Source organism: Ruegeria sp. P8 (assembly GCF_056534665.1).
Genome location: NZ_JBQERC010000001.1, coordinates 200,169 through 214,140, shown reverse-complemented (window position 1 = coordinate 214,140; position 13,972 = coordinate 200,169). Strand labels below are relative to the sequence as shown.

The 13,972-nt window shown below is 57.9% G+C and carries 10 protein-coding genes, 1 tRNA gene, 2 pseudogenes and 1 riboswitch; of the genes and pseudogenes, 8 read left to right on the top strand and 5 right to left on the bottom strand.

Annotation, left to right across the window (positions count from 1 at the left end; translation table 11 throughout):
- From ACR0BZ_RS01065 to ACR0BZ_RS01050, 4 genes and pseudogenes are all read left to right on the top strand, one after another.
- Positions 1 to 75 (top strand) — tRNA-Gln (locus tag ACR0BZ_RS01065).
- Between the two features lie 161 nt (positions 76 to 236).
- Positions 237 to 429: riboswitch (cobalamin riboswitch) on the top strand.
- 153 nt (positions 430 to 582) lie between these two features.
- Positions 583 to 1,587 carry an ABC transporter substrate-binding protein gene (locus tag ACR0BZ_RS01060; protein ID WP_480919229.1) on the top strand — a complete coding sequence of 335 codons (1,005 nt, stop codon included), beginning with the start codon at positions 583 to 585 and terminating at the stop codon, positions 1,585 to 1,587.
- 50 nt (positions 1,588 to 1,637) lie between these two features.
- Positions 1,638 to 2,633, top strand: coding sequence for a FecCD family ABC transporter permease (locus ACR0BZ_RS01055; protein WP_480919228.1), 996 nt, complete (start codon positions 1,638 to 1,640; stop codon positions 2,631 to 2,633).
- Positions 2,630 to 3,139, top strand: a pseudogene (locus ACR0BZ_RS01050) (ABC transporter ATP-binding protein); the annotation flags it as partial. The gene ACR0BZ_RS01055 and the pseudogene ACR0BZ_RS01050, both read left to right, overlap by 4 nt.
- An 891-nt stretch (positions 3,140 to 4,030) precedes the next feature.
- Here the strand turns inward: ACR0BZ_RS01050 and ACR0BZ_RS01045 are convergent.
- A complete protein-coding gene (locus ACR0BZ_RS01045; protein ID WP_480919227.1) occupies positions 4,031 to 4,981 on the bottom strand; it encodes a GlxA family transcriptional regulator in 951 nt (316 codons plus the stop codon).
- A 166-nt stretch (positions 4,982 to 5,147) separates the two neighbouring features.
- Here ACR0BZ_RS01045 and ACR0BZ_RS01040 point away from each other — a divergent pair, with 166 nt between their 5' ends.
- From ACR0BZ_RS01040 to ACR0BZ_RS01025, 4 genes are read left to right on the top strand one after another with little or no spacing between them, the layout of a single operon-like run.
- Entirely contained in the window at positions 5,148 to 5,858 is a 711-nt protein-coding gene (locus tag ACR0BZ_RS01040; protein ID WP_480919226.1) for a GntR family transcriptional regulator, read from the top strand.
- A 7-nt stretch (positions 5,859 to 5,865) separates the two neighbouring features.
- Positions 5,866 to 6,783, top strand: coding sequence for a dihydrodipicolinate synthase family protein (locus tag ACR0BZ_RS01035; protein WP_480919225.1), 918 nt, complete (start codon positions 5,866 to 5,868; stop codon positions 6,781 to 6,783).
- A gap of 5 nt (positions 6,784 to 6,788) precedes the next feature.
- A complete protein-coding gene (locus ACR0BZ_RS01030; protein ID WP_480919224.1) occupies positions 6,789 to 8,285 on the top strand; it encodes an aldehyde dehydrogenase in 1,497 nt (498 codons plus the stop codon).
- Positions 8,282 to 9,622 carry an NAD(P)/FAD-dependent oxidoreductase gene (locus tag ACR0BZ_RS01025; protein ID WP_480919223.1) on the top strand — a complete coding sequence of 447 codons (1,341 nt, stop codon included), beginning with the start codon at positions 8,282 to 8,284 and terminating at the stop codon, positions 9,620 to 9,622. The genes ACR0BZ_RS01030 and ACR0BZ_RS01025 overlap by 4 nt, the downstream gene beginning before the upstream one ends.
- A gap of 2 nt (positions 9,623 to 9,624) precedes the next feature.
- Here ACR0BZ_RS01025 and ACR0BZ_RS01020 read toward each other — a convergent pair whose 3' ends face one another.
- The 4 genes and pseudogenes from ACR0BZ_RS01020 to ACR0BZ_RS01005 all read right to left on the bottom strand — a co-directional run bounded on the left by ACR0BZ_RS01020 (position 9,625) and on the right by ACR0BZ_RS01005 (position 13,824).
- Positions 9,625 to 10,359 (bottom strand): SDR family NAD(P)-dependent oxidoreductase, encoded by a 735-nt coding sequence (locus tag ACR0BZ_RS01020; RefSeq protein ID WP_480919222.1) that lies wholly within the window; start codon positions 10,357 to 10,359, stop codon positions 9,625 to 9,627.
- Entirely contained in the window at positions 10,356 to 11,087 is a 732-nt protein-coding gene (locus tag ACR0BZ_RS01015) for an SDR family NAD(P)-dependent oxidoreductase (protein ID WP_480919455.1), read from the bottom strand. Before ACR0BZ_RS01015 ends, ACR0BZ_RS01020 begins: the two co-directional genes overlap by 4 nt.
- 14 nt (positions 11,088 to 11,101) lie before the next feature.
- Positions 11,102 to 12,205, bottom strand: a pseudogene (locus ACR0BZ_RS01010) (mandelate racemase/muconate lactonizing enzyme family protein).
- 71 nt (positions 12,206 to 12,276) lie between these two features.
- A complete protein-coding gene (locus ACR0BZ_RS01005) occupies positions 12,277 to 13,824 on the bottom strand; it encodes a trimethylamine methyltransferase family protein (RefSeq protein WP_480919221.1) in 1,548 nt (515 codons plus the stop codon).
- Positions 13,825 to 13,972 lie beyond the last annotated feature (148 nt).

The window sequence follows — 13,972 nt, the reverse complement described above, 5'->3', positions numbered from 1 at the left end:
TGGGGTGTAGCCAAGTGGTAAGGCAGCGGTTTTTGGTACCGTGTATCGTAGGTTCGAATCCTACCACCCCAGCCATGATTTTCCCTAATATCACACACTATGAATCTGGGTCCGGATTTTGGCGCGTTCTCAGCGGCTTTTCTGATATCAGCGCCATGTTGAGACGCGCAGGTGCATGCTCTTGCGAGAAAATAGGAAAGACCCCGGAGTTTTTTCTTGCCGCAGGGTAACTGTTAAGGTACCCGCGTTTTACCGGTCCCGATGTGGCTAAGAGGGAATCCGAGGTGCCTTTTGGTGCCAACCGGAACTGCCCCCGCAACTGTAGGCGGCGAGCGCTGTCCATTTCCGTCACTGGGCCATTTGGGTCTGGGAAGACAGGACAGACAAAGACCCGTCAGTCAGGAGACCTGCCGGTATGAAACCGAAACACACCGGGCGGGGTTGTCCGGGGAGGTTGCCGAAGAAACGCGCTGGGCGGGCTGTATTCCACTCTGCGCTTACAGCAGGCAGAAAAGCGTCTGTTGCTTCGGTAAATGCCCATTCACCCGTTCTCTGGTCATTGACACATGGAGATCGATTGTCATGTTTCTACGCACTGGCCTGATTGGCCTTTCCTTGCTGGCTACCAGCGCTGCCGCCGAAGGAAACTTTCCCCTAACCATCGAAAACTGCGGTCACTCGGTCACGTTTGACGCGCCTGTGACGTCGTCAGTCACGGTCGGCCAGGCCGCGACCGAGGTGCTTTATGCGCTGGGTCTGGGCGAGCAGGTTCTTGGAACTTCGGTCTGGTTCAACGAGGTGCTGCCTGAATATGCCGAGGTGAATGCCAAGGTCGAGCGTCTGGCAGATAATGACCCCAGCTTTGAAAGCGTGGTTGCCAAGCGGCCGGGACTGGTCGCAGCGCAATACGAATGGCACGTCGGACCCGAGGGCATCGTCGCCACGCGTGAGCAATTTCATGAACTGGGCATTCCAACGTACGTAATGCCTGCAGATTGCGTCGGCAAAGACAATACGGTCGGCGGCGATGGCACCCGCCTGCAAGCGTTCTCAACCGATACGCTGTATCAGGGTATCGAAGAACTGGCGGCAGCCTTTGATGTGCCCGAACGCGGCACGGAGCTGGTTGCCGAGTACAAGGCCCGCGAAGCCGCAGCCGTCGCCAAGGCGCAAACCGTGAAGCTGGACGATGTGTCAGCCGTATTCTGGTTTTCCTCTCCCGAAATGGAAAGCGACCCGTTTGTGGCCGGACAGAAAGGCGCACCGGGATACATGATGAGTAAATTGGGTATCCGCAACGTCGTCGAGACGGATGAAGAATGGCCAACAGTGGGCTGGGAAACCATTGCCAAGGCCAATCCGACGGTGATTGTTATCGCCAAGATGGACCGCCGTCGCTTTGCTGCGGACGACTACCTGAAAAAGCTGGAGTTCCTGCGCACTGATCCGGTGACCAGCCAGATGGATGCGGTCAAGAATGACCGGATCGTCATTATGGATGCGCAGGCCATGGACGCCACCATCCGCGCAATCCCGGCGCTGGAGGATCTGGCCGAGAAGCTGGATACCATCGGAAACAACCTGTGAACAAGGTCGCCGCAATTTTACGGCAGGGTTTCAAGGCTGCGTGCCTTACCGTGCCATTGTTGATTGCGGCGGTTCTTGCGGGCGCGATGATCGGGGAAACCTCTCTGTCGCCCGATTTGGTTCTCTCCGTTCTGGCCAACAAGCTGGCCGGAGCGGACTTTCCTGTAGACCCAATTGATCAGGGTATTATCTGGAGCTACCGGATTCCTCGCGCTCTGGTCGCTGCGTCCTGCGGTGCCGGTCTGGCTGTCGCAGGGGTCGTGTTGCAGGCTTTGCTGCGCAACCCGTTGGCCGACCCTTACATTTTGGGCATTTCTGCCGGGGCCTCGACGGGTGCCGTGGCTGTAACCATCGCTGGTTTGGGTGGGGGGGCCTTGTCGCTGTCTTTTGGCGCGTTCAATGGCGCGCTTTTGGCTTTTGGTTTTGTCGCGTTGCTGGCCCGAGCCGCTGGCGCAGGGGGCGGACGGGCTGCGACGGCACAGATCGTCCTGGCGGGAATTGCCGGGTCTCAGTTGTTCAATGCGCTGACGGCCTTCATCATCGCCAAATCCGCCAATGCCGATCAGGCGCGCGGGATCATGTTCTGGCTGATGGGAAACCTCAGCGGCGTGCGCTGGCCGGATGTGTATCTGGCCATTCCGGTGGCCCTTGTCGGTTGGCTCATTTGCCGCTTTCACGCCAGAGCACTGGACGCCTTTATTTTCGGCTCTGATTCAGCGGCCTCGCTGGGCATATCGGTACGTCGGGTGCAGGCAACCCTGATCTTTGCGACCGCACTTACAACAGCTGTCATGGTTTCTATCGTCGGATCCATTGGCTTTGTCGGGCTGGTCATCCCTCATGCTGCCCGGTTCCTTGTGGGACCGGGGCATCGCAGGCTTATCCCAACCGCCGCCTTGATCGGAGCGGTCTTCCTGATCGGCGCAGATATCGTGTCGCGCATCATCATCCCGGGTCAGGTTCTGCCGATTGGGGTGGTCACCGCCCTGATCGGTGCGCCTGCCTTTGCCGTAATTCTGGTGCGCGGCCAGAGGAGCGCCCGATGAAGATCGAGGCGAAAAACCTGACATATTCCGTTCGCGGCAAGACTTTGCTGTCAGACGTATCCTTTGTCGTGGAGCCCGGCGAAACACTTGCTTTGGTCGGACCTAACGGTTCAGGGAAATCAACGCTGATGCGCCTGCTGGCGGGGTTGGTACGTCCGGTTTCAGGAAAAGTCGTCATAGCGGGTCATCCCGTTTCGCATTTGTCGCGCAGACAAATTGCCCAACGGATTGCCATCGTTGAACAACAGGCTGATACGGCCGAACGCGTGACTGCACGATCCGTGGTCGAACTGGGCCGCACGCCCTGGCTGTCGGCCTTACGGCCGTGGCGCGCCGAGGACACCTGGCAAGTCGACAAAGCCCTGCAAACCGTGGAAATGGCCGATATGGCACACAGAGAATGGGCGACATTGTCGGGAGGAGAGCGCCAGCGACTGCACATCGCACGCGCTTTGGCTCAGCAACCGGGACTCTTGCTTTTGGACGAACCGACCAACCATCTGGACATTCATCACCAACTGTCGATCCTGAACTGTGTTCGAATTCTAAAAGTGACGACAGTGATGGCACTCCACGATCTGAATCAGGCGATGGCCTGTGACCGGGTGGCTGTTTTGTCAAAAGGGCGGCTGGTCTCTCTTGGCCCGCCCGAACATGCCCTGTCTTTGGAAACCGTTTCAGAAGTTTTCGGTGTCAAAGCACAGTGGGGGTATAGTACCGGCGGGACAGAACGGTTTCTGTCCTATCATCTGGACTGACGGATCGCGATCGCTTCTGGTCGTACAGGATATCAGTGTCGTCAGCGCAGCATGCCAGATACGTACAATCTACGGCCTCAAAGCCATATTCCAACGGCGCGCAATCTTGACCTGGGTTTCCTCACAACCCGTCAAGTTGCCCGTCGAATGCTGTCTTGATTCTGACCTGGATTGGATTCGTTCGTTTTTTTGCCTTCAAAGATGATCAGCAGGCGCGTTGTCCGAGCGTGGGTCGACCAAACCTCAATGATATGTTCACTACTTGTTTTGAACCGTGAAACAGATTCCTTTTAGAAACCTCTGAGGCCTGACCCAAGTCACGAAACGCCATCAGGTTGAACAGATTGCGGCGACCGCATGTCGATATTGCAGATTACCCACAATCAAAGCCTCAATCTGAGCCTTAAATTAACGGTAGATTAACGAAACAGGGCACAACAAATCTCTGGATGACAAGTTCTTGATATACTTGTGCCTATATCGAGATTTATTGGTGGGTAATCCTGCCGGTCTGTTGACTAGTCCAGTTTTTAACGAGGGGGTATCCCGGCAGGATCAGGGGGTGCCAGATCAGGCCAGTTCGAGGCCAACAGATCGCGGCACCCCCGCCGGTAAGCGCGAACCAGCAACCCATATTTCTCAGTTGATCTTGTTGCGTTGCGCGTGCGGCGTGATGCCGAAACTGGATCTGTATACCCTAGAGAAATGACCCGGATTTTCGAAGCCGCAGGCCACGGCGACTTCGGTAATCGACGCCTCGGTTTGCAAAAGCAGCTTCCGGGCCCGTTCCAGCCGCATTTCCATAAAGTACCTTTTAGGGGAAGTGTTTAGGTATTTGCCAAACAACCGTTCAAGTTGACGGGTGGAAATACCCAATTTGTCTGCAATGAAGGATGGGGAAACTGGGGTTTCCAGGCTGTCCTGCATAATATCTATCGCCTTTGCCAGATGGGCATTGCGCATTCCATTGCGCGACTGCAGCGAAACGCGCTGCTTAGCGGTCGCATTACGCACAGTGTTATAGACCATTTGATCCGCAACATCGGTGGCCAGCTCTTCGCCATGGTCTCGTTCGATCAGATGCAGCATCAGGTCTGCGGTCGCGGTTCCACCTGATGCTGTAATGTGTTTTTCGTCGGCGACAAAGACGCTGCGCACCAGATTGACATCCGGAAACGCCTCCATGAACGCGTCGTGGTATTCCCAATGGATCGCCGCCTGCATACCGTTGAGGAACCCGGCCTCGGCCAGCAGCCACGCGCCGGAACACAATGCCCCGATCCGCGTTCCACGCGCTCGTTCGCGCCGCAGTGTGGCCAGAAGGGAACGGGTCACGTGGTCACGCATGTGAATGCCCGACAAAACAAAGAGCTGATCGCACTTGGACAGTTCCTCAAGTCCGGAATGCACAAGGGTGACGGACCCATTGGAAGACACGGCCTGCTCGCCCTGTTCGGATACAAATGACCAGCGATACAGCTCTTCGCCACTTACAAGGTTGGCGATTCTCAGCGGCTCGACCGCACAGGAAAAAGCGAGGTGCGAAAACTCCTCGACCAGGATGAAGGCGAAGTGCTGCGTCTGAGGCATGAGCAGGACCATTTCCAAACTGGGCCGACGCCCGAACGTGAGTCTATTTTGCAGACATCCATGCTGCACGACATTTTTTTGTATACAAGTTGTATTTTTTAGAAATACAAAACTGTGACCTCCGCGATTCGAACGCAGCTGCCACAGGACATAGTGAGGCCAAAGGATGAAAGACGAAGCCAAGTCGCGCAAAAATGCGCTCAGAGAACACCTGAAGATGTCCATCCTGACTCTGCGCCTTCGTCCAGGTGACGATCTGGATGAAGCGCATCTGTCCGATGAATTCGGCCTGTCGCGCACGCCTCTGCGCGAAGTGTTTCGTCAACTGGCTGGCGAAGGCTATCTGGATCTGCGAAAAAACCGCAGTGCCCGTGTTTCGGAAATGTCCTACACCACGCTGCGCGATTTCTTCCTTGCCGCACCGATGATCTACGGGGCTATCCTGCGTCTGGCGGCAGAGAACGCGACTAACGCGCAAATCGCTGACCTGAAAGCGGCTCAGCACGCGTTCAAAGCTGCCCTTCATTCAGGGTCGGCCGAGGATTGCGCACTTGCCAACAACCGTTTTCATGACGTGACCGGAGAGATGTCCGGCAATGTCTACCTGCTTCCGTCATTCAACCGGCTGCTGATCGATCATGCACGGATTGGTATGACGTTTTATCGGCCGCAGACAGTTGAAATGTCCGAAAACCTGTCGCTGGCCAGCCAACAGCATGACGCGATCATCGCAGCCATCGAGGCACGCGATGAAGCTGAGGCGGCGAAACTGGCCGAGGATCACTGGAACCTGTCCCGGGATCAGATCGGGATGTTTGTGATGCCTGACGCACTGGATGTCCCAATGGGTATCCCGCCACTTTCGAAACCCGCATGAGGACGGAATGAACCCGATTTTCAAGTTCGAAGGGATATATACCCCTGTGATCACACCCTATCACGACGATGGAAGCGTGAACTGGGACGCCCTGTCCGACGTGATCGAATACCTGATCGAAAATGGTGTGCACGGCCTGATTTCCGGCGGATCCACGGGCGAGAATTATGCCCAGACCGTGGCGGAGCGGCTGGAACTGGCCAAATTCACGCATCAGCGCCTGAAAGGGCGATTGCCCTTGGTGGTTGGCACGGGCGCGATGCTGACTTCGGACTCGATTGCGTTGGCCGCGGGCGCGCGCGACATCGGCGCGGACGCCATCCTGTTGGCCAGCCCGCCCTATTCGGTGCCGACGGATCGCGAAAACGCGCTGAACGCGCTGGCCATCGACAAGGCCGCCGACCTGCCGGTGATGCTCTACAACTATCCGCACCGTACCGGCACAATGATGGGGGAAGAGTTCCTTGACCGCGTGGGTCGGAGCCGAAATTTCTGCGGCATCAAGGAAAGCTCGGGCGATATCAACCGGGTGCATCTGCTGGCGCGGGATTATCCGCATATCCAGCTGGGCTGTGGAATGGACGACCAAGCACTCGAGTTCTTTGCCTGGGGCGCGCCGTTCTGGGTGTGTGGCGGGTCGAACTTCCTACCTGCCGAACATGTGGCTCTTTATCATGCCTGCGTGGTCGAAGGGAATTTCACCAAGGGACGCCGGATCATGTCTGCGATGATGCCGCTGATGCGGGCACTGGAACAGGGTGGCAAGTTCATCCAGACCATCAAGCATGGCGTCACGATGAACGGGATCGACGCGGGTATCATGCGGCCTCCGCTGAAGGGCCTGAACAAGGATGACAAGCGCGCGCTGGAACAGGTCACGCGCGTGCTGAAAAAGACAATCGCCGACATCGTGGCAGAGGGGTAAGAGATATGGATCTGCTGACACAGGACGAATACAAATCCATCGCCGCAGGCCTGACCCTGCCGACAGGTGCCTTTATCGACGGCGCATTCCGTCCGGCGATCTCAGGCCGGACCTTTGCGACAGTGAACCCTGCAACCGGTGAAAATCTGGCCGATATTGCATCTTGCGATGGGGCAGATGTGGATTTTGCGGTCGCGAAAGCTCGTGAGGCGTTTGACGATGGCCGATGGAGCAAACTGCATCCGTCTGATCGCAAGGATGTATTGATCAGGTTGTGCAAACTGGTAACCCGCAACGCCCGTGAACTGGCCGTGATGGAAAGCATCGACAGCGGCAAGACGATCTTTGACTGCGAAACTGTTGACGTGCCCGAGACGATCCACTGCCTGAAGTGGCACGCCGAGGCGATTGACAAGATTTACGATCAGGTTTCGCCCGCCAGCGACGATCACATCGCCATGGTGGTGCGCGAGCCAATCGGCGTTGTGGGTCTGGTGCTGCCGTGGAATTTTCCGCTGCTGATGTTGGCATGGAAGATCGGGCCAGCGCTGGCGGCAGGCTGTTCTGTTGTTGTAAAACCGGCGATGGAAACCACTTTGACGGCCCTGCGCCTTGCCGAATTGGCGATGGAGGCCGGCTTGCCGCGCGGTGTCTTGAACATCGTTCCCGGTGGCGGGGCCGAGGTGGGCGAACCCATTGGGCGGCACATGGATATCGACATGGTGTCCTTCACAGGCTCGACCGTGACCGGCAAACGTTTTCTGACCTATTCGGCAGAAAGCAACGCCAAAGAGGTGGTGTTGGAGATGGGGGGCAAGAACCCTGCTATCGTCATGGAGGATGCCGAAAACCTCGACCGTGTGGCGGCGCATATCGTCAATGGCGCATTCTGGAACATGGGTGAGAACTGCTCGGCCTCGTCACGCCTGATCGTGCATAAGAAAGTGAAGGCTGAGCTGCTGGAGCGCATCGCGCATCACGCCAAACAATGGAACATCGGCGACCCGCTCGACCCCGAAACCCGCATGGGCGCACTGGTGAGCGAAGACCACTACACCAAGGTTTGTGGCTATCTGGATCAGGCCGAGAACGTGGTGATCGGTGGCAAAGCGGACAACGGGTTTGTCGAGGCCACCGTGGTCGAAGTGCCCGGCAATGACGCTACTTTGGCGCGCGAGGAAATCTTTGGCCCTGTCTTGTCGGTAATTGAAGTCTCGGGCTTTGATGAAGCGATCCAGATAGCGAACGACACCGACTATGGCTTGTGCGCCTCAATCTTTACGGCCAATGTCAAACGTGCCATTCGTGGTGCGCGGATGATCCGCGCAGGCACCGTGACAGTGAACAGCTTCGGCGAAGGTGACATCACGACACCTTTCGGTGGCTACAAGCAATCGGGATTTGGTGGCCGTGATAACTCGATCCATGCTCATGACCAGTACACACAGTTGAAAACCATCTGGATCGATCTGGCCGATGACGCGGATGAGGCCGTCGGTTGAGCCGACACGACGCCAAAAGGCTACCCCGGCAGACAGGCCCGTCGGGATGGAATACGATTCTGCCGCCCCAAACACCTCTGGCGGTGCTGGAACGGAACCTTACCGCGGATATCACAATAGTTGGCGGCGGGTTTGCCGGGCTCAGCGCGGCACGGCGGCTGCATCAATTGGATTCTTCGCTGAAAATCGTTCTGCTGGAAGCCGATCGCTTCGCGGAGAGCTCGGCAGGCCGGAATTCGGGGTTCATGATCGACTTGCCCCATGATTTGGCCTCGGATAACTACGCGGGCAAGGGATCAGAGGCAGATCGCGCCACCATTGCGCTGAACCGCAAGGCCATTGCCTTTGCGACCGAAGTGGCCTCCGATTGCGGGCTGCCACAGGAAATGTTCGACCCTTGCGGCAAATACAATGCCGCCGCCACCAAAGCGGGCGACGCGCAAAACCGCGCCTTTGCCGCGCACCTGACCAAACTGGGCGAGCCGCATACGCTTTATGATCAGCAGCAGATGCAAGAGATCACAGGCAGCCCACACTATACCTCGGGGCTTTATGCGCCGGGGACAGTGATGATCCAGCCTGCGGCATATGTGCGTGCGCTATCCGCCCGTCTGGCCGGGCAGATCGAAGTGTTCGAGCATTCACCCGTCACCGGTTTGGAACAACAAGGCGCAGGCTGGGTGGTCAGCACCAACAAGGCCAAGGTGAGCACCGGGCGGATAATTCTGGCCAATAACGGCCACCTGGAGAGCTTTGGGTTCTACCAGCGGCAATTGATGCACATTTGCCTTTACGCCTCGCTCACAGCCCCGCTGAACGAGGCGCAGATCAAGACACTAGGCGGGAAGTCGCGCTGGTCGGTGACGCCAGCGAACCCGATGGGGACGTCAGTACGGCGCATTTCCGGCAGCTATGGGGATCGCATCCTGATTCGCACCTGCTCAAGCTTTCATCCAACAATCGAGACCAGTCCAATGCGACTGCGCAATGCAGGCTGGGTGCATGACCGAAAGTTTAGGGAACGCTTCCCGCATCTGCCGGATGTGCAGATGGAACATCGCTGGGCCGGGATGCTTTGCCTCAGCCGCAACGGATCTGCGGCGTTTGGCGAATTGCAGGATGATGTGTTCTCGGCCTGTTGTCAGAACGGTCTGGGTATCGCTCGAGGCACCTTGCAGGGAATAGGGGTGGCAGAACTGGTACTGCAAGGTGGATCAGAGATTGCAGATCATTTTCTGGCGCAACCGGACCTGCCGCGATTGCCACCCGAACCGTTCGCCTCGTTTGGAGTAAACAGCTATCTGATCTGGAAAGAATGGCGGTCAGGCAAGGAATGAGGTCAAGGCAAGCTGAGCTTCGCCATGCGCCCTCCATCCACCGTATAGACCTGCCCGGTGACAAAAGCTGCATCCTTTGATGCCAGAAACGCGACGAGCGCCGCAACTTCTTCAGGACGTCCCGTCCGGGTGACAGGGTGGATTTTGGCAATGTCGCGACGGAATGCAGCCGGGTCGGGCATGGATTCAATGAAATCCTCATTCAGCTCGGTATCGACCCATCCCGGCGCAACGGCATTGCATCGGATGCCTTCGGCCCCATGATCCACGGCAACGGCGCGGGTCAGGCCGTGCAACCCTGCTTTGGACGCGCAGTAAGCGGCGTGGCCGGGATTGCTGCCCAAACCTTCGATGGATCCGGTGTTGACGATGGTGCCTTTGGTTTTGCGCAAGTGGGGCAGTGCGGCCTTGATCATCAGGAACGGTGCGGTGAGGTTGACCGTCAGGATACGCTGCCAGTCCTCAAGGCTCATTTCCTCGACCGAGGCTTCCTGCATCATGCCGGCGTTGTTGACCAACACATCCAGACGCTTGGCTTCAGCGATCACATTGCCGACCACCTGCTCGGGGCTGTTGGGATCGGTGAAATCAGCAGCGATTCCATGGAATTCTCTGTCCTCGCCGCGTTGGGCGGTAAAGACCTGTGCACCTTCGTCTTGCAAACGTCGGGCGATGGCCTGACCGATGCCGCTACGCCCGCCGGTGACCAGCGCTACTTTTCCATCGAAACGCCTCATGAAACGGGCTTCCCTCCGTTGACCTCGACCAACGTACCGCAAACATAGCGCGATGCGTCCGAGACAAGGAACATGATCACGTCGGCGATGTCTTCCGGTTCGGCGATCCGGCCCAGCGGTACGGTTTGGCTCAGCGAAGCCACCGCGGAATCGGGATCAAAACCCCGCTTTTCAAAGCCCGAGCGCAGCATCGGAGTATTCACTTCGTTCGGGCATACTGCGTTGATGCGAATGCCCTGATGTGCGTGGTCCATGCCCATGCACTGGGTCAAGGACGCAATGGCCGCTTTGGTCATACAATACACGGCGTGGTTAGGGCCCGGACGCAACCCCCAGCAGGACGCGGTGTTGACGATGGCCCCACTCCCTGCTTCGGCCATGATTGGAATCGCGGCACGGCAGATACGAAAGGGCGCTTCAACGTTGACCCCCAGTGACAGAGACCAATCCGCATCAGACGTTTCCGTGACCGACCCGCGCGTGATGACGCCTGCATTGTTGATCACGATATCGAGCCCACCCAGCGCCGAAGCCGCAGCCTGAGGTAAGCAATCAGAATAGGCGGGATCAAGTAAATCGCCGGGCAGATGTGCCTCAGCCTCGATGCCACCGACCGACCGGTCTGCGACGGCGACCCGCGCCCCCGCGTTGCGCAGGCGTTGAACGATTGACGCCCCGATGCCACCGGCTGCGCCAGTGACCAGAGCCGATTTTCCATTCAGGTTCATAAAGTCATCCATTGTTAGATCGATGCAACCGGAGCACCGAATTGGCCTTCATCAGGAACCACGCCCAACCCCGGCCCGGTTGGCAGTTCAATATGCCCACCTTTGATCCGGATGCCGTTTTCAGGGTCGTAGTTTCCCTCGATATAAGGCGCGGCCAGCCAGACCCCTTCCAGCAGGTCGGGCCGAACGGTGGCACCGATATGAGTACTGGCGGCAGCGATGATGTCTCCTCCCCAGCTGTCATCGCAGGTGTGTGGCAGGTTGCGCGCCTCGCAGATGTCGCGGAAAGCGCGCATCGGATGCAGACCGCCGATGCGGGTGACCTTCATGCCGAACCCATCGACCAAACCGGTGCCCGCTGCCGAAATCACGATGTTCAAGCTGGTGCTGTTTTCATCCATGTATATACCGTGTGCGACCTGAGGCCGGATCTTCTGCAAGTCTTCGATGGTGTTGCAGGGCTGTTCCATGATGAACGGGATTTCGGGGCATTCGCGGCTAACACACAGGGCGTCGCGCGTGGTCCAGCCCCGGTTGCCGTCGACGGCAAGTCGCATGCCTGATCCTTTGACCACATCTCAGACTTTTCGGATGGTTTCGATGTCGATCTCGACCGGGCGACCCCCAACTTTGATCTGCAGACGGGGGTAGCCTTCTGCCAGCTTTTCGCCTGCCAGCCGGGCAATGTCATCGGGCGCGCCGACGCCAGTGGCGTAGTAGGATGGTACCTTGTTCGTGGTCGCACCGCCCAGCAGGTCACAGACCGGAACGCCCAGATGCTTGCCCAGCAGGTCATGCACCGCGATATCGATGGCCGCCTTAGCATAGGCATGCCCGTTCAGCAGCCTATCCATCCGGCGATGCAGGGACAGGGGCAGCACCTCGACCCCGATCAAGCCAGGGGCCATTTCGGCAAGCGCTGCGCGGGCACCTGCTGCGTGCGCCTCGGCATATGTTGGCCCAACTGGGCAGGTTTCCCCCCAGCCAACCAGACCGTTGTCCGCCACAACTTTCACCAGCGTGGTATCCAAGGACCAGACCTGTGCATTGGCCATGGTGTAGGGTCCGTTTTTGACCGACAGGTCGTGGCTGTAGATGTGCAATTCGGCGATCTTCATTTTGGTCTCTTGGTCTTGAACGAAAAAGAACCCGCCCGGTGTTTCGGGCAGGCCAGCACGGGGAGTTTGCATCAGTATGTCTGGTTTAGCTCATCTGCTGCCGGAATTTCTCTCTCACGGCGGGCGACATAGTCCAGAAGGGCGTCGTTCTTGGCCTCGTCCAGCTTTGGTTCCTGATACTCGGCTAAAAGCTTCCTCGCGTATTTCAGAGCGCGTTCGGTGATTTCAACTTCACCTTCCGCCACCCACTGTTCGATCGAGTTGTTGTCGAACAGTTCCGGCATGAAGAACGCAGTCTGGAAATTGTCCTGCGTGTGCGGATGACCCAGATAGTGTCCGCCGGGACCCACATCAGAAACCGCCGCCAACGCCTGATCGAAATCGTGCCATTTAGGACCTTCCGCCATCCGATAGGCCATCGCGCATTGTTCCGCGTCCACCACAAACTTTGCAACCGAACAATGCATCCCCGCCTCGTTCCAGCCTGCCGAATGCCAGATGTAATGGGCCCCTGCATGCAGAACAGCGCCCAGAGTTGTGGCGGATTCGTACCCAGCCTGCGCGTCAAACGTCTTGGCCCCGCCCAACGTGTTCGAAGTGCGCCATGGCACATCGTAATAGCGCGCCATCTGACCGATCATGAAATTCATCAGACTAATTTCAGGCGTCCCTGCCATCGGCGCACCGGATTTCATCGAAACGGTTGACAGGTAGTGCCCCCAGATCGCCGGACAGCCCTTGCGGATCACCTGCGTATAGGCCAGCGCCGAAAGCGCCTCGGCGGTCAGCTGTGCCACGGTTGCGGGTACCGATGCGGGCGTATTGGCACCGCCCAGAACGAAGGGCGAGCACAAGACCGGCTGGTTCCGGCGGCAGAAGGCACGCATTGCACCCAGCATGGTTTCATCCCAGACCAATGGGCTGTTGCCGTTGCAGTTGCCTGTTGTAACCGGGTGGTCATCGATGAAACCTTCGCCGAACAGGATGTCGCACATGTCCATCACGTCTTCGGCATTCCTGGGCGAGGTGGTCATACCCATGAAGGTCTTGTCGGAGTATTTCATCGACGAAAAAGTGATGTGCAAGTGCCGCTGGCTGATCGGGTGATCGTAAGGTTCGACGATATGATGGGCCGAACTGTGCAGTGCGGGCATCATGTGCGACAGTTTGTGAAACATCGCCAGATCGTCCAGCGTCGGGTTCCGGCGCACGTCGTCAAGATCACGAAGAAACGGCGCGCCGGTCATCGGCACGAAGATCGAGTGCTTGCCGCCGAGTGCGAGGTTCTTTTGCGGATCGCGCGCGTGATAGGTGAATTGCGTCGGAACGGTCGCGATCAGCTCGCGCACCATGTTGCGATCCAGAAAGACCAGCTCTCCGTCAACCTTCGCGCCCGCTTTCTTCCAGTCTTCCACTGCGGTCGGGTCGCGAAACTGGACACCGACATTCTCCAGAATATCCATGGCGGCCTTGTCGATAAGCTCAACCTGACGTCCGTCCATAACTTCGCAATGCGGGATGCCGCGTGTCAGCCCCGGCAGCATGTCAAAATTCGGCGCGGTGCGAAGAGCGCGGCGCGCGGAACGCCCACCAGCGCGTGTAAGAGTACGGGTCGACAAGGGGCAATCCTCCTGTTTTGAATCAGACTGACGGAATTACGCGCCGTTCACCTCTCTGATTGCGATATGTGTTTGCAGGAAGCGACACCGCCCTGATGACGGTTTTTCGCCATGTCTGTTCACGTAAGGTCGTTCGGTCAATTTACCT